This is a genomic window from Dyella terrae (assembly GCF_022394535.1).
Classification (GTDB): domain Bacteria; phylum Pseudomonadota; class Gammaproteobacteria; order Xanthomonadales; family Rhodanobacteraceae; genus Dyella.
In genome coordinates this window covers 3,011,263-3,026,796 of record NZ_CP089414.1, presented here as the reverse complement: position 1 = coordinate 3,026,796, position 15,534 = coordinate 3,011,263, and the positions used below count along the sequence as shown (strand labels likewise).

At 62.5% G+C, this 15,534-nt stretch carries 14 protein-coding genes; 9 read left to right on the top strand and 5 right to left on the bottom strand.

The window, feature by feature from the left end:
* Nucleotides 1-37 precede the first annotated feature (37 nt).
* Nucleotides 38-244 carry a CsbD family protein gene (locus tag DYST_RS13180; protein ID WP_239946102.1) on the bottom strand — a complete coding sequence of 69 codons (207 nt, stop codon included), beginning with the start codon at nucleotides 242-244 and terminating at the stop codon, nucleotides 38-40.
* Between the two features lie 278 nt (nucleotides 245-522).
* Here DYST_RS13180 and DYST_RS13175 point away from each other — a divergent pair, with 278 nt between their 5' ends.
* Complete coding sequence (locus DYST_RS13175) at nucleotides 523-1,071, top strand: HdeD family acid-resistance protein (RefSeq protein ID WP_239946097.1); 549 nt, start codon at nucleotides 523-525, stop codon at nucleotides 1,069-1,071.
* Nucleotides 1,072-1,146: 75 nt separating this feature from the next.
* On the opposite strand, the gene DYST_RS13170 is transcribed toward DYST_RS13175, so the two are convergent.
* Entirely contained in the window at nucleotides 1,147-1,752 is a 606-nt protein-coding gene (locus DYST_RS13170; protein WP_239946096.1) for a hypothetical protein, read from the bottom strand.
* Nucleotides 1,753-1,900: 148 nt separating this feature from the next.
* Nucleotides 1,901-2,725, bottom strand: a complete 825-nt coding sequence (queF, locus tag DYST_RS13165; RefSeq protein ID WP_239946094.1) for an NADPH-dependent 7-cyano-7-deazaguanine reductase QueF — start codon at nucleotides 2,723-2,725, stop codon at nucleotides 1,901-1,903.
* Nucleotides 2,726-2,875: 150 nt separating this feature from the next.
* Between queF and DYST_RS13160 the strand changes: the two genes are divergently transcribed.
* The 4 genes from DYST_RS13160 to DYST_RS13145 all read left to right on the top strand — a co-directional run bounded on the left by DYST_RS13160 (nucleotide 2,876) and on the right by DYST_RS13145 (nucleotide 10,812).
* Nucleotides 2,876-4,843, top strand: coding sequence for a M1 family metallopeptidase (locus DYST_RS13160; RefSeq protein WP_428993909.1), 1,968 nt, complete (start codon nucleotides 2,876-2,878; stop codon nucleotides 4,841-4,843).
* 188 nt (nucleotides 4,844-5,031) lie between these two features.
* Complete coding sequence (locus DYST_RS13155) at nucleotides 5,032-7,224, top strand: penicillin acylase family protein (RefSeq protein ID WP_428993908.1); 2,193 nt, start codon at nucleotides 5,032-5,034, stop codon at nucleotides 7,222-7,224.
* A gap of 456 nt (nucleotides 7,225-7,680) precedes the next feature.
* Nucleotides 7,681-9,285 (top strand): S8 family serine peptidase, encoded by a 1,605-nt coding sequence (locus tag DYST_RS13150; RefSeq protein WP_239946092.1) that lies wholly within the window; start codon nucleotides 7,681-7,683, stop codon nucleotides 9,283-9,285.
* Between the two features lie 210 nt (nucleotides 9,286-9,495).
* Nucleotides 9,496-10,812 (top strand): metal-dependent hydrolase family protein, encoded by a 1,317-nt coding sequence (locus DYST_RS13145; protein ID WP_239946091.1) that lies wholly within the window; start codon nucleotides 9,496-9,498, stop codon nucleotides 10,810-10,812.
* Nucleotides 10,813-10,930: 118 nt separating this feature from the next.
* Here DYST_RS13145 and DYST_RS13140 read toward each other — a convergent pair whose 3' ends face one another.
* Nucleotides 10,931-11,542, bottom strand: coding sequence for a LysE family translocator (locus DYST_RS13140; protein ID WP_239946090.1), 612 nt, complete (start codon nucleotides 11,540-11,542; stop codon nucleotides 10,931-10,933).
* Between the two features lie 104 nt (nucleotides 11,543-11,646).
* Here DYST_RS13140 and DYST_RS13135 point away from each other — a divergent pair, with 104 nt between their 5' ends.
* The 3 genes from DYST_RS13135 (at nucleotide 11,647) to DYST_RS13125 (ending at nucleotide 13,057) form a co-directional block, all read left to right on the top strand.
* Nucleotides 11,647-12,111, top strand: coding sequence for an Lrp/AsnC family transcriptional regulator (locus DYST_RS13135; protein ID WP_239946089.1), 465 nt, complete (start codon nucleotides 11,647-11,649; stop codon nucleotides 12,109-12,111).
* 77 nt (nucleotides 12,112-12,188) lie between these two features.
* Nucleotides 12,189-12,656, top strand: a complete 468-nt coding sequence (locus DYST_RS13130; protein WP_239946087.1) for a DUF1348 family protein — start codon at nucleotides 12,189-12,191, stop codon at nucleotides 12,654-12,656.
* 50 nt (nucleotides 12,657-12,706) lie between these two features.
* Nucleotides 12,707-13,057, top strand: a complete 351-nt coding sequence (locus DYST_RS13125; protein WP_239946086.1) for a UBP-type zinc finger domain-containing protein — start codon at nucleotides 12,707-12,709, stop codon at nucleotides 13,055-13,057.
* A gap of 4 nt (nucleotides 13,058-13,061) precedes the next feature.
* On the opposite strand, the gene DYST_RS13120 is transcribed toward DYST_RS13125, so the two are convergent.
* Entirely contained in the window at nucleotides 13,062-14,288 is a 1,227-nt protein-coding gene (locus DYST_RS13120) for an MFS transporter (RefSeq protein WP_239946085.1), read from the bottom strand.
* 252 nt (nucleotides 14,289-14,540) lie between these two features.
* Here DYST_RS13120 and DYST_RS13115 point away from each other — a divergent pair, with 252 nt between their 5' ends.
* Entirely contained in the window at nucleotides 14,541-15,506 is a 966-nt protein-coding gene (locus DYST_RS13115) for an alpha/beta hydrolase (protein ID WP_239952112.1), read from the top strand.
* The last annotated feature ends 28 nt before the right edge of the window (nucleotides 15,507-15,534 follow it).

Sequence of the window (15,534 nt, the reverse complement as noted above, 5' to 3'; positions counted from 1 at the left end):
CACTCCAGCGGAGCGGGCGCGCCTGCCATGGGTTGAATCAGTGGTGCTTGATACCTTTCTCGAAGGCCTTGACCTGCTTCATGGCCTCGTCTTGCGCCAGGCCATAGCGCTCCTGCAGTTTGCCTGACAGGTATTCGGCGTTGCCTTCGGCGACCTTGAGGTCGTCATCGGTAAGTTTTCCCCAGTGTTCCTTGATCTGGCCGCTGAGCTGTTTCCAATGCCCCTGGATGGTGTCTTGATTCATGACTAATCCTCATCGGTTGTCGGACAAATGCAATGCGCATTGCAGGGATGGATTCGAACAGTCGCCAGGTTAAGTGCGCGTGCCGTTTGTGTCATGGCGGGTCGTGGGTATTCAGGGGCGTCTTGTTGAGTATGAGCGCCCGAGTGAATTGATGCGCAGTTTTCCTACAGCTTTATCCGCGCCACGACGATAGGAATAGCGTTCAACGGTATTTACGATCGTGGAAGTATCGACGAGCGGTCGTACAAAACCATTGAACCCACACGCGGAGAGATTTCATGCAAACGAGTGCACAACAATCAATGAAAGGAAGTGGATGGATTCTCATGTTCTACGGAATCATCTCAGTCCTCTTCGGCGTCAGTTTGATGATGTACCCCATTAGCAGTGCGGTAGGGTTGGCATGGGCTATTGGTATCGTTTCGATTGCGGAGGGTCTGGTAAGCGTGATCGCTCTGTTCCGCAAGCACGTGACTATCTCCAAGGGCTGGCTATTGTTGTACGCCGTGGTCTCGCTGTTGTTCGGTGTGGCTGCCGTTTCGCAACCCGCGCAGATGGCTGGCATCCTGTTCATCATGCTGACGGCATGGCTGATCATTGCAGGCATCGTGCGCGTTATTTTCGCGCTCTGTGCCCGCGGCGAGATCAAGGGAGATTGGGTGATTGGTCTCAGCGGCGTGCTTGCAATCGTGCTGGGTGTGTTGCTCTTCATGTACCCGGGCGCCGGCGTATTCACGGTCACCATCTGGATCGGCGCGCTCGCGCTGGTTTACGGAGTTACCCAGATCATCGGTGGTTTCCGCTTGAACGAGCTGGCCAAGATCTGAAGAAAGCACAGCAAGTCCAAGACAAAGAAGCGCCCTCGGGCGCTTCTTTTCTTTCCCATTGGCTGAACCAGTGGCTTAGCTGGATGCCCTGACTTCGAAGTCTTCACTCGCCACTTGCTTACCGTTGAGCGAGATCACCACTTTGTACTTACCCTTCGGCCATGCGTTGGGGTTCTGTACCTTGAAGGTGGTGACGGCAGGGCCATCGGTGGCAATCGATTCGGTGGTGCTGCTGAACAGCTCGTCCTTTCCATCGACATAGCTCCACTTGGCGTTCAGCGTCGCGTTGTCGGCGGCGCCGATGGTGGCGACGCTGGCATAGATGGCTTTGTCTTCCGGTGCGAACTGGCGCTGCTCTTTGCTGATGGCAAGAGCCGCATCGACCTGGCTGCCGATGGTCACCGCAGCAACCCGGATGGCACCGGCGCTGTTCACGCTGGCCGACTTTGCCGTGGTCTGGGCTGGAGCCGGCGCAGTGCTGGTGGGGGCTGGCGCGCTGCTCGGCGGTGCCGGTGTGGGGGCGGTAGCCGGAGGCGCGGGTGCTGTCGGTGCTGGCGCACTGGAGGTCGGCGCGGCAGGTGTGGTGTTGGACGCTTCGTGGTTCTTGCCGCACGCGCTCAGCACAAGCAGGCCGGCAAGGGTCGTGCAGTACAAAGCCGTTTTGCGTGGCTGGATATTCATGTCTGACCCCATGGCTGGTGGCGGACTCACACCCGGCCGGCATTGAAGCACTGCCGGGCGCCTGATTCCGCTCAGGCTAGTCCCGGCGATCTGAAGCTGCGATTACTACGCTCTTTCGTCGACACGCTCTTCACGAGTATGTCGCGTTTTACTGGCGTGCGCCGCGCGGGTTGCCTGGGCGCTCGGTGCCCGTGCTGCGGTAGGGGTTGATGTCCAGCCCGCCACGCCGCGTATAGCGTGCATAGACGATGAGTTGCTCCGGCCGGCAGCGCTCCATGACGTCGACGAAAATGCGCTCCACGCACTGCTCGTGAAACTCGTTGTGGTTGCGGAATGAGACCAGGTAACGCAGCAGCCCGGCACGGTCGATGGGTGCGCCTCGGTAGTGGACCTGCACGCTGCCCCAGTCCGGCTGGCCGGTCACCGGACAGTTGGAACGCAGCAGGTTGGATACCAGTGCTTCCTCCATGATCGGTTTCGTGCCGTCGGCGGCGAGGTAATCGGCACGCGGCGGGCCATAGTCATCGATGTCGATGGGCAGCGCGTCGATCAGCGTACCCATCAGGTCGATGACCGTATGGCCGCGCGCGCGCGCGTCGCTCAGCAGTACGCCCACCGGCGCACCGGCGGCAGCGGAAAGATCTTTGCCCAGCGTGCTGGCTAGCTGCTCGCGATTCGCGATGCGTTCTTGCGAAAAGCCATTGAGGTACAGCTTGAACGACTTCGACTCGATGATGTTCGGCGAGGTCGCCGGCACGCGGAACTCGGCCAGCGCCACCACCGGCTTGCCGCGCGCGTCGAGCCAGGACAGCTCATAGGCGTTCCAGACGTCCTCGCCATGGAACGGCAGCGGCGCGGTCACGCGGATCTCGTCACGCTTGGCCTGGCGCGGGATGGGGAACAACAGGGACGGGTCGTAGCGGTCGGCGTAGACGGTGGTCTTGCCGAGCGGGGAATGTTCGGGAGTGCTCATCTAGCCATTGTACCGCCTTGGGCGCGCGGCCTCTTTCGGCGGCGTTCGCACAAAGCTGCGGGGCGGCCCATGACCACTGGCCCGGTTCACCTGGCGACCCGCTACCTATAGTGTCGGGTTCTATACGGGGAGCCTTGAGGAATACGCCTGATGAAGAAACTCGTCCTGGCCTGCGCAATTGGCGCGGGTCTGCTTGCGGCTGGCGCTATGAGTGCGCCGGCCTTCGCCGACGGCACGGACGCCGCTTTCGATCCCCAGGTGCTGTTTGCGCCGCTATCGCTGCCCGATGCGGCCAACGCCTTTCGCGACGGCGCCGGCAAGCCCGGGCCGCAGTTCTGGCAAAACCGGGTGGATTACGCCATCCAGGCGAACATCGACCCCGCCACGCATACGCTACGCGGCGACGAAACCATCACCTATACCAATCACGGCCCGGATGCGCTGGACGTGTTGTGGGTGCAACTGGACCAGAACATCTACCGTCGCGACTCGCGGGCCTCGCTCGGCTCGCCGCGTCCGCGCAGCGACTTTACCGACGGCTACCAGATCGACGCGGTGGAAGTAGACGGCAAACCCGTGCATTTCCTGGTCGACGACACGCGCATGCGCGTCGACCTGTCGCAGGCGCTGGCTGCCAGTGGCAAGCAGGCGAAGCTGCGCATCCGCTACCACTACACCGTGCCGGGCACTTGGGGTGGACGTACCGCGGTGACGCCCACGAAGAACGGCGACATCTACGAGATCGCCCAGTGGTTCCCCCGCATGGCCGTTTACGACGACTTGCGCGGTTGGGACACCCAGCCTTATCTCGGTTCGGAGTTCTACCTTGAGTACGGCGACATCGATTACGCCGTGACCGTGCCATGGAACTACATCGTTGCCGGCTCCGGCGCGCTCACCAATGGCAACGAAGTACTTACCGCCACGCAGCAGAAGCGCCTCGCGGAAGCTGCGCAGAGCGATGCCACGGTGATGATCCGTTCGCCGCAGGAAGTGAACGATCCCACCAGCCACCCGAAGCAAAGCGGCACGCAGACCTGGCGCTTCCACATGGAGCACACGCGCGATGTGGCGTTTGCCGCTTCGCCGGCCTTCGTATGGGATGCGGCGCGCATCAACCTGCCCGAAGGCAAGCATGCGCTCGCCATGTCGGTGTATCCGGTGGAAGGTGTGGGCAAGGATGCGTGGAATCGCTCCACCGAGTACGTGAAGGGCTCCATCGAGCACTTCTCCTCCAAGTGGTATGCATATCCCTGGCCTGCTGCGGTGAACCTCGGTGGCCATGGCGCAGGCATGGAATACCCCGGCATCGTGTTCGACGGTTACGACGACAAGGGGCCGATGCTGTTCTGGATCACCGCGCACGAACTCGGCCACGGCTGGTTCCCGATGATCGTCGGCTCCAACGAGCGCCGTAACGCGTTCATGGATGAAGGTTTCAATACCTTCATCGACGTGTATGCCTCCGATGCGTTCAACAAGGGCGAGTTTGCGCCCAAGCGCGACAGCGAGTACGCGCCCAAGGGTGGCAACCCGGTGGACGAGATCCTTTCGGTACTGGCCGACGCAAATGCGCCTACGCTGCTCGCGCACTCCGATTCGATCTCGGAGAAGTACCGACACTCGGTAAGCTACTTCAAGGGCGCGTTGGGTCTGGTGTTGCTGCGTGAGCAGATCCTGGGCCCCGAGCGCTTCGACCCAGCTTTCCGCAAGTACATCGCCACGTGGGCCTATCACCATCCCACGCCGTCGGACTTCTTCCGCTTCATGAGCAGCGAAGCCGGCGAGGATCTCTCGTGGTGGTGGCGCGGCTGGTATCTCAACAACTGGCAGCTCGACATGGGCATCACGGGCGCCAGCTACGTGGACAACGATCCGTCCAAGGGCGTGCAGATCACGCTCGCCAGCAAGCAGAAACTGGTGATGCCTGCCACGCTTCGCGTCGACTATGCCGACGGCAGCCATGAAGATGTGCGCGTGCCGGTCGAGGCATGGCGACAGAGTGCGGCGCCGAAGCTGGCGCTGCATACGGGCAAGAAGATCAGCAAGCTCGAACTGGATCCGGATCATAAGTTGCCGGATGCGGATCGTGGGAACAATGTATTGGCGATGCCATAAAGGGTTTCCATACCAACTCCTATCCGTCATTCCGGCGCATCCCGAAAAAAGGGACAAGGGCCGGAATCCAGTGCGTTGCGTATCTACGACGCGGTGAGTCTCTGGATCCCGGCCTGCGCCGGGATGACGCAATAGGAAAATTGTCGACAGAGTTGGCGCCGTGCATCCTTGATGAGAGATGAGCAACTGTGAAAATCCCCACCTCGAAGCGCCTGCTGTCGGTATCTCTGCTGTTTGCTCTATCGAGCGCATCGTTGGTCCATGCAGCCAGCAACGACGAGAGCCGCTGGAAAACCGAAGCCGCCGCCGTCACCATCACGCGCGACGACTGGGGTATCGCTCACGTACACGGCAAGACGGATGCCGATGCGGTATTCGGTATGGCGTATACGCAGGCCGAGGATGACTTCAACCGCGTCGAGACGAACTACCTCAACTCGCTCGGTTGGTTGGCAAAGGCCGAGGGTGATAAGGCGATCTGGTCGGACCTGCGGCAGCAGTTGTGGATCGACCCAGCCGAACTGAAGCGACTTTACGCCAAGAGCCCTTCTTGGTTGCGCGAGCTGATGGACGCGTGGGCCGATGGGCTCAACTATTACCTCGCCACGCATCCAGACGTGCATCCGCGTGTGATCACGCATTTCGAGCCGTGGATGGCCTTGAGCTTCAGCGAAGGCAGCATCGGTGGCGATATCGAGCGCGTGTCGTTGAAGGAACTGCAAGCGTTCTACGGAAAATCCACCGACGCCGTGGCCTTCATCGATACGCCATCCAGTTGGGTGGAGCCCACCGGTTCCAACGGCATCGCCATTGCACCGAAGTTGACGGCGGATGGCCACGCGCTGTTGCTGATCAATCCGCACACGTCGTTCTTCTTCCGTTCCGAGCTGCAGATGTCCAGCGATGCAGGACTGGATGTGTACGGCGCGGTGACCTGGGGGCAGTTCTTCATCTACCAGGGTTTCAACAAGCACATTGGTTTCATGCATACCTCGACCACTGCCGATGTGGTGGACGAGTTTGCCGAAACCATCGTGCAAGACGGCGGCAAGCTCGGTTATCGCTACGGCAAGGAAACGAGGGACGTCACCACCCGGCCGATCAGCATCGCCTATCGCAAGGCGGATGGCTCGATGGGGCAGCGCACGTTCACCACCTATGCCACGCACCACGGCCCCATCGTGCGCGAGGAAGGCGGCAAGTGGGTCGCCACCGCGCTGATGAACAAGCCGATGGAGGCGTTGGAGCAGAGTTGGTTGCGCACCAAGGCCACCGACTTCGCCAGCTTTATGAAGATCGCAGAGCTAAAGGCGAACTCGTCGAACAACACCATCTTCGCGGACGACAAGGGCGAGATCGCGTACCTGCATCCGCAATTCATCCCCAAGCGCGACAACCGCTTCGATTACACCAAACCGGTAGACGGCAGCGATCCAACCACCGATTGGCAGGGCTTGCTGCCACTGGACGCGGCACCGCATCTGCTCAATCCTGCTAACGGCTGGATCATGAATACCAACGACTGGCCGTATTCGGCGGCCGGCCCAGACAGCCCCAAGCGCGAGGACTACCCGCGCTACATGGATAGCGTGGGCGAGAACCCGCGCGGCATCCACGCCACCATGGTGCTTAGCGGCAAGCATGACTTCACCTTGCCGTCGTTGATCACGGCTGCATTCGATTCGTATCTGCCCGCGTTCGCGCGACAGATTCCCGTCCTGGTGAAGGATTACGACGCGCTGCCTGCCAACGATCCGCTGAAGAAGAAACTGGCCGGCCCCATCGCCCTGCTGCGGGGCTGGGATTACCGCTGGGGCATCGCATCCATGCCGACGTCGCTGGCGGTGTTCTGGGGTGACACGCTGTGGGACAAGGTCGACAAGTCCGATGTATCCGAAGGGCTTTCGGTCTACGACATCATGGCCGAGCGCGCCGGCCCCAAGGCGCGTCTTGATGCCTTGGTAGATGCCTCCGACCGGCTGCAGAAGGACTTCGGCAGCTGGGGTGTGCCGTGGGGTGAGGTGAACCGCTACCAGCGCATCAACGGCGATATCCAGCAACCGTTCGACGACAGTAAGCCGAGCATCCCCGTGCCGTTCACCTCATCGCGCTGGGGCTCGCTCGCCTCGTTCGGCGCGCATCGCTGGCCGGGCACGCGACGCTACTACGGCACCGGCGGCAACAGCTTCGTGGCGGTGGTGGAGTTCGGCGACAAGGTTCGGGCCCGCGCCATCACGGCGGGCGGCGAAAGCGGCCATCCGGAGTCGCCGCATTTCAACGACGAAGCCGAGCGCTACACCACCGGCAACCTGCGCGCCGTGTACTTCTGGCCCGAGGATTTGCAGGGCCACGTCGAGCGTACCTACCACCCGGGAACGTAACAACGTTCGATTTGTCCGGACCAAGAGCACCATTTGTGTGATTGAAATCACATAATCGGCGCATGTTTGTGCCGTGTTCGGTAATTTTTTGCGGTTCCTTCACCTCCGCCGTGAATCAATGGCCCTCGTCGCGAATTCATGCGACGTGCCGCGCCAGGGGTGAGGAATCGCGCGACACACCATGAATGACACATCGATCGGCAGGCCCTTGGGTCCGTCGAGTGGGTAAGTGTTCGCGTCTGCTTTTGGGGTTTCCGTCCACGTCGATTCGGGTCGCTGCGCCTTGCGCGGCGTGGGCTGGTGCGTGTTCGCGGCGGGTCAGGGACGACTCCCGCGATCCAGAGAAATCAACTGTCGAAGACCCGATGCATCGGGGCGGCCGGCCTATGAGCCAAGGCCCGGTCCGGCTGGACGCCGGAGGACCGCTTCGACCCAACCTTGGTATGGGGAGCTCGAATGGAACGTCATACGTATAAGCGTTTGCTGGCCGTTTCGATGTTGTTGGCCTTGTCTGCATCTGCGTCCGCTGCGGAGTTCGGCACGTCGCCGCCGCCTTCCGCCAACTTCGACGTGAGTCCGCTGCAGAACGATCAGACCTATAGCGGTTTCATCATCACCTACAAGAGCGGTAGCTCCGAACGGAGCAATGCGAATGTGGCGGTGCAGAACATTGGTGTCGCCGCATCGCGCGCCAAGCTGACCGCGGGAACGGCCGCTGCACCGCGCGTGCTCAATGTGCGCTATGCACGCAAGCTGGCGACCGGCGCCGATCTGGTGCATACCGATCGCGCGCTGTCGTCCACCGAGGCGGCGACACTGATCAAGCAAATTGCTGCCGATCCGTCGGTGGCCTATGTGGAACCCGAATACATGCTCAAGCGCGTGGACGATATCCGTCCTGCCGCCGCCGCGACGTTCACCACGCCGAATGACCCGTACTACGCCACGTACCAGTGGGACTACCTCACGCCCAGTGGCGCGAACTTCTTCGACAGCTCGCTCAACGCGAACGTCGCCAACTGGGGTGCCGCCAATATCCAGCAGGCATGGAGCCTCGCCGACGGTACCGGCGTCACCATTGCGAGCCTGGACACCGGCGTCACCAACCACCCGGATCTCGACCTCTCGCTGGCCAATGCCGGCTACGACTTCATCAGCACCGCATCGGTGTCGGGACGTTCGACCAATGGCCGCGTGGCCGGCGGTTGGGATACCGGTGACTGGACCACCGCGAATCAATGCGGCTCGAATCAGGCTGCCGAGGACAGCAGCTGGCACGGCACGCACGTGTTCGGCACGGCAGGCGGTGAGATCACCAACAACAGCACCGGCATGGCGGGTACCTCATACAACTCGCGAGTGGTGCCGGTGCGCGTGCTTGGCCATTGCGGTGGGTCCAATGCCGATATCGCCGATGCCATCACCTGGTCATCGGGCGGCAGCGTGTCGGGCGTGCCGGCCAATGCCAATCCCGCGAAGGTGCTCAGCCTCAGCCTCGGCGGCTCGGGTACGTGCCCGTCCAGCAGCGTGCTGGGGCAGGCGATCACTGGCGCGGTCGGCCGCGGCGCTACCGTGGTGGTGGCTGCCGGTAACAGCAACGCCAACGCTGCGAATTACTCGCCGGCCAGTTGTGCAGGTGCAGTGGTGGTGGCAGCAACGGGCGTGACGAGCACACGCGCCTATTACTCCAACTACGGCACCATCGTCACCATCGCCGCCCCGGGCGGCGGCGTCTACAAGGGTGATGCGTCCAGCGGCACGCAGGCGACCACCGGCTTCATCTGGTCGACCATCAATGCCGGCACCACCACCCCGACCACGGCGACTTACGGTGGCATGGCAGGCACCTCGCAGGCCACGCCGCACGTAGCGGGTATCGTGGCGCTGATGCAGAGCTATCGTCTGTCGCTCGGCAAGGCGTTGCTGACGCCGGCGCAGGTGACCTCGTTGCTCAAGTCCACGGCCACCACGCCGCACGTGACGCCGAGTGGCAGCAAGCCGATTGGCGCGGGTATCGTCAACGCGTATGCCGCGGTGCAGGCGGCAGGAAACCAGCCGTAACACCCGCGGGACCGGCGCATAAGCGCCGGTCCCGTTCTGGTGTGTTCGATCAGACAACGGGAGTGGCAGTCCGTGTAGGCCACCGGTCATGGACAGGCGTGGTCATCCCTGCGGTAAGGTGCCGAAAGGGGGAGCGGCATGGACTCGGCGCGATGCGCTGTGTCGGGCTATTCGCCCGTCACTTCTCGTCATCGCTTGCGGAGTCATTCCATGCGCTTGTTGCCCCTCTTTGCTGCCATCACCCTTGGCCTTGGTGCGTCCGCTGTAGCCGCGGCTGACGATGCGCCCGTGCCGACGCGCGTCGCTGTACGCGCCGCCCACCTTGTCGACACCAAAGCCGGCACCGTGCGCGACAACCCGCTGGTGATCATCGAAGGCGATCACATCGTCGAAGTGCGTTACGACGGGCAAGTGCCCGCAGGCGTCAAGATCATCGATCTCGGTAGCGCCACGCTGCTGCCCGGCCTGATCGACTGCCACGTACACCTTACCGGCGATCCGGGCGAGGTGAAGGGCGACTACTACGAGGCCATACTCAAGCGCACCGCCATCGATTCGGCGATCCTCTCGCCCACCTACGCTAAGCGCACGCTGGATGCAGGCTTTACCACTGTGCGTAATGTCGGCGCTGACGACTACGTTGATATCTCGCTGCGCGATGCGATCAATCGCGGTGACATCCCAGGCCCGCGCATGCTGGTGTCTGGCCCGCCGCTGGGCGCGACAGGCGGTCATGCCGACGGCACCACGGGTTTCTCGCCGTGGATCGAGTTTCACGACGTCAACGGCGTGGCCGATGGTGTCGACGCCATCCGCCATCGCGTGCGAGAGAACGTCAAACACGGCGCCGACGTGATCAAGTTCATGGCGAGCGCCGGCGTGCTGAGTGCGGAAACCTCGGTGGGGGCACCGCAGTACTCGCAGGAAGAAATGAACGCCGTGGTCGACGAAGCGCATCGCTGGGGCAAGAAGGTCGCCGCGCACGCGCATGGTGCCGAAGCCATCAAGATGGCCATCCGGGCGGGCGTCGATTCGGTGGAGCACAGCAGCCTGATCGACGATGAAGGCCTGAAGCTAGCGAAGCAGCACGGCACGTATCTGGATTTCGACGTCTACAACGACGACTACATCCTCAGCGAATACGCCAAGAAGGGCTTCCCTGCGAGCACCATCGAAAAAGAGAGGATGGTGGGTCGTCTGCAGCGCGAGAACTTCCAGCGTGCGGTGAAGGCCGGCGAGAAGATGACCTTCGGCACCGACGCCGGCGTGTATCCGCATGGCTGGAACGCCAAGCAGTTTGCCGTGATGACCAAGTGGGGCATGACGCCCATGCAGGCCATCCAGGCGGCCACGGTGACGGCCGCGGATCTGCTCGGCATGACGGGCAAGGTGGGTGCGGTGGCGCCGGGGTACTACGCTGACCTCGTCGCGGTAAACGGCGACCCGATCAAAGATGTATCCCAGCTTGAGCACGTAGCGTTCGTCATGAAGGGCGGCGACGTCGACAAGAACGACCTCAAACGCTGACGCCGTAACACCGTGACACCGTGACACCGTAGCCCGGATGAAGCGAAGCGCAATCCGGGATCACGCCGCCGATGCGCCACCCCGGATTGCGCTTCGCTTCATCCGGGCTACGTGCTTGCTACGTGCTTGCCAGTTTGGCGGCTGCAGCGAAAAGCATGCCGCCGGATACGCCTTCCACGCAGCGCCGCCGGCGATCGCTCAGCCCGCCAGCCTTGCCGGTACGGGCGAGCACCACACTCAGTACGCTGTACACCAGTGCGCACAGCGCGATGAAGATGGCCGACAACAACATCGCCTGCAATGCGACCGCATGCCCCGGATGCACGAACTGCGGCAACATCGCGAAATAGATCATCATCCCCTTGGGATTGAGCGCTGCCGTAAAAAAGCCGCGGCGTAGTTGCGACGTCACCTGCGCGGTTGGCAGTGCAATAAGGCCGGGCCGCATCGCTGAACGTAGCAAGCGCACGGCAAGGTAAATCAGATAGGCCACACCTGCCCAGCGCAGTGCATGAAACAATACGGGCGAGGCGGTAATCACCGCCGCAAGGCCGAACGCCACCAGCAGTGAGTGCAACACATAACCCGTGCACACGCCTGCCGTCGCGCGCAGTCCGGCGCGAGCATCGCCGGATATGGCCTGCGACGCGATGTAGAGCATGTCAGGTCCAGGCACGCAGATCAGCGGGAATACCGTGGCGACGAACAGCAGCAACGTGTGGATGTCCATGCCATCAGGCTACGCGGCAACGCCCGGCATAGGGTGCCAACTATCGCGCCAATACCACGATGTTTGGCATATCATGCCAATCTCTTCGTCAAGGGTGACGCACCATGCCAATCCGGCTGGACGAGACCGACAAGCGGATTCTGCGCGCCCTGCAGGAGAATGCGCGGTTGCCGAATACCGACCTCGCGAACGAAGTGGGTCTGTCGCCATCGCCCTGCCTGCGCCGGGTGAAGTTGCTGGAAGAAGCGGGCGTTATCGAACGCTATGTCACTGTGCTCGATCCGTTCAAGGTGGGCGCTGGACTCACGCTGTTTACCCGCGTGTGGCTGGTCGCGCAGGACGCCGATACCATCGACCAGTTCATCCGTGCCATGCAGCGACTGCCGCAGGTGATGGAGTGCTACATCATGCTGGGCGAAAGCGATGCGCTGTTACGCGTAGCCGTGGCGGACCTCGACGATTACCGGCACTTCCAGTCCACCCATCTCACACGCGCCAACGGCATCCAGAACGTCAAGACCGATATGCCCAGCCAAGTGGTCAAACGCACGTACGCATTGCCTTTGTAGAGTCCGCAGTCTTCTCAATGCGTGGATGAAATCCGCGCTACGCTTGCTCTTTGCTTGGTCAGTCATCGAGGTGTTCCATGGAAGTCCGTGCGCCGGTTCCACCCTTCACCGCCGAAACCGCGGCACAGAAAGTACGGCTGGCCGAGGACGGCTGGAACAGCCGCGATCCCGCCCGAGTGGTGCTGGCGTACTCGCCGGATACCTACTGGCGCAATCGAGCCGAGTTCGTCCACGGGCGTGACGAAGCGCAGGCCTTCCTTACGCGTAAGTGGAACCGTGAGCTGGACTACCGCCTGATCAAGGAACTGTGGACGTTCGCCGGCAACCGCATCGCGGTCCGTTTCGCCTATGAATGGCGCGATGACTCCGGCCAGTGGTACCGCAGCTATGGCAACGAGAACTGGCAGTTCGACGAACACGGGCTGATGACGCATCGCCATGCATCCATCAACGATCTGCGTATCACCGACGCAGAACGCAAATACCACTGGCCACTCGGGCGCCGTCCGGACGACCATCCGGGACTGAGCGAGCTGGGTTTCTGACCGCAGCGCCACTGACGAGATCGGCCATCATCACCATGAGGAGCGGGGACATGAGTAAGCAGGAATCGGGTATCAACCTCGATGCCATACCCAGCGGCGACGGCTGCGTGGAATGTCTGAAGAGCGGCGGCTGGTGGTTCCACCTACGCCGCTGTGCCGAATGCGGCCACGTCGGCTGTTGCGACAGCTCACCCCATCAGCACGCCAGCAAGCACTTTCATGCCACCGGTCACCCCGTGATCGCCAACTTCGAGCCGGACGACCGTTGGCTCTACGACTACCGCACGGGCGATGCGTTCTACGGCCCGGAGCTGCGCCCGCCCTTGTTCCATCCGCTGGATCAACCCACACCGGGGCCGAAGGGCAAGGTGCCAGCGAACTGGGAAGACCTGCTGAGTTGACGATTCAGCAGGATTCGCACGCCGTCATCTCGTCATCGCGGCGATCCATTGCCATCGACACGAACCACAGCAACAAGCCACCCAAGGCGAGACCGCTGCCTACCCAGCCGGGTGAGGTCCAGCCGTAGCCGTGCGCAATCGCCAGACCGCCAAGGAACGGGCCGAGTGCGTTTGCCGCGTTGAACGCGGAATGATTGAGCGACGCGGCCAGGCCTTGCGCATCGCCGGCTACATCCATCAAGCGCGTCTGCAGCACCGTGCCCAGCGCGCCGCCCATACCGATCAGGAACACAATGGCACCCAGGGCCCACACGTTGCCAGCGGTGAACGGGAACACGGCCAGCGTCAGCATGCTCCACACCAGCAGACCACCCGCCGTGCGCATCAACGCGCGATCGGCAAGCATCGGCACGATCAGGTTGCCCAGCGTCATGCCGATGCCGAACACACCCATCACCCAGGGCACCGCGTCCAGCGACATATGCGTCACCTTGAGCAAGATGTCGGCGAGATAGGTGTACACCGCAAACAGACCGCCGAAACCGATGGCGCCAATACCTAGCGTCATCCATACCTGCGGGCGCTTCAGTGCGCCGAGTTCACGCAGTGGGCTCGCCTTGGCATCGGCCGGCGTGTTTGGCGCAAAGGTGTAGACCGCGATCATGGTGGCGACGCCCAGCAGGGCCACCAGCGCAAAGCTCCAGCGCCAGCCCACCGCTTGGCCCAGCCAACTCGCCAGTGGCACGCCGACGATGGTGGCGCAGGTAAGGCCCAGGAACATCTGGCCGACCGCGCGTGTACGGCGGTTGGCGGGCACTAGCGAACTGGCCACCAGCGCAGCCACACCGAAGTACGCACCGTGCGGCAGGCCGCTGAGAAAACGAAACACCAGCATCCAGTGATAGCTGGGCGACAGGCCAGTGAGCCCGTTGAACACCGTGAACATCGCCATCAGCATCAACAGCAGCCCGCGACGTGGCAGGCGTGCGCCGAGCACGGTGATCACGGGAGCACCCACCACCACACCCAGTGCATACGCACTGATGGCATGGCCGGCGGTTGGTGCATCAATGCCAAGCCCCTGCGCAAACAGCGGCAGCATGCTCATTGTGGCGAACTCGGTCGTGCCGATGGCGAAGCCACCCACGGCGAGCGCAAGGATGACGAGCCCAACGTGGGGAACGCGAATGGGCGGGGTGCCCGGATCAAGAGCGGGTGCGGAAGCGGACATAGGGAATGCTCGGGCCTTGGGGAGAGGCGCAGTGGTGCGTTGCAGCATGAGAAGCATAACGCCATAAGGGCGATGAGGCCAGCTAAGCGTTCATCACCGCACCGATCAGCGAATCGCTAGAACTGCGCAAGCGATGCGCCCCACCGTCCGCGCACGCTGTGTCCTCCGGCGCGGCGCGGTACGCCTGCCGTCCCATCCACGACCCATGGACCGAAAGGTGGAGGCGATATGCGCAAGCACGCGTGGATAGGCTTGATGGTCGCGTTATCGCTTTGCGCCGGCACGGCGTTGGCGACCACCGGTACCGCAAATCTGCAGAATCGGCAGATGCGTCCCTGGCAACCGGCGTCGCCGGCCGAACAGATACCGCTCTGGCCGGAAGGCCTGAAGATAGCGCCGCCTTCCATGCCGGGTGAAGAAGACTTCGGCACCAGCACGCAACCGCTCGCCGGTTTGCCCGTTACCGTGATCGAGCACGTGTCGCGCCCGACCATGACCATCTATCCACCCAAAGGGAAAAACACCGGTGCGGCCGTGGTGGTGTTCCCCGGCGGTGGCTATCGCGTTCTCGCTATTGATCTGGAAGGCACCGAGATCTGCGACTGGCTCACCTCGCGCGGCATCACCTGCGTGCTGTTGAAATACCGCGTGCCTGGCTCCGGTCCGTATTACAACGAAGAGTGCAACTGCGCGAAGCAACCCATCGTGCCTATGGCGCTGCAGGACGCGCAGCGAACCATCGCGCTGCTGCGCGAGCGTGCGGCAAGCCTCGGTGTTGATCCGCACAAGATCGGCGTGGTCGGCTTCTCCGCCGGTGGACGCATGGTGGCCGACGTCAGCAACCACACCAAGCTCAGCTACAAGCCTATCGATGACGCGGACAAGCAAAGCGTGCGGCCCGATTTCGCGATGGCGCTTTATCCCGGACACTTGTGGAAAGGCCCCGGCATCACGCTCAGGCAGGATGTGAAGATCGACCCGCATGCACCGCCGACGCTCATCATCCAAGCCGGCGACGACCCAGTGGATGACGTACGCGAATCAGTGACGTACTACGTCGCGCTACAGCAGGCGGGCGTGCCCGTAGAAATGCACTTGTACGCGCACGGCGGCCACGCCTTCGGCGTCCGCAGTACGTCCAACCCGATCACGCAGTGGCCAACGTTGGCAGAGGCCTGGATGAGCAACCTGGGCGTGCTTGCCGCGCCGGTGCACTAAGACCGTCATTGCTTTGCCAGGCGCAGCG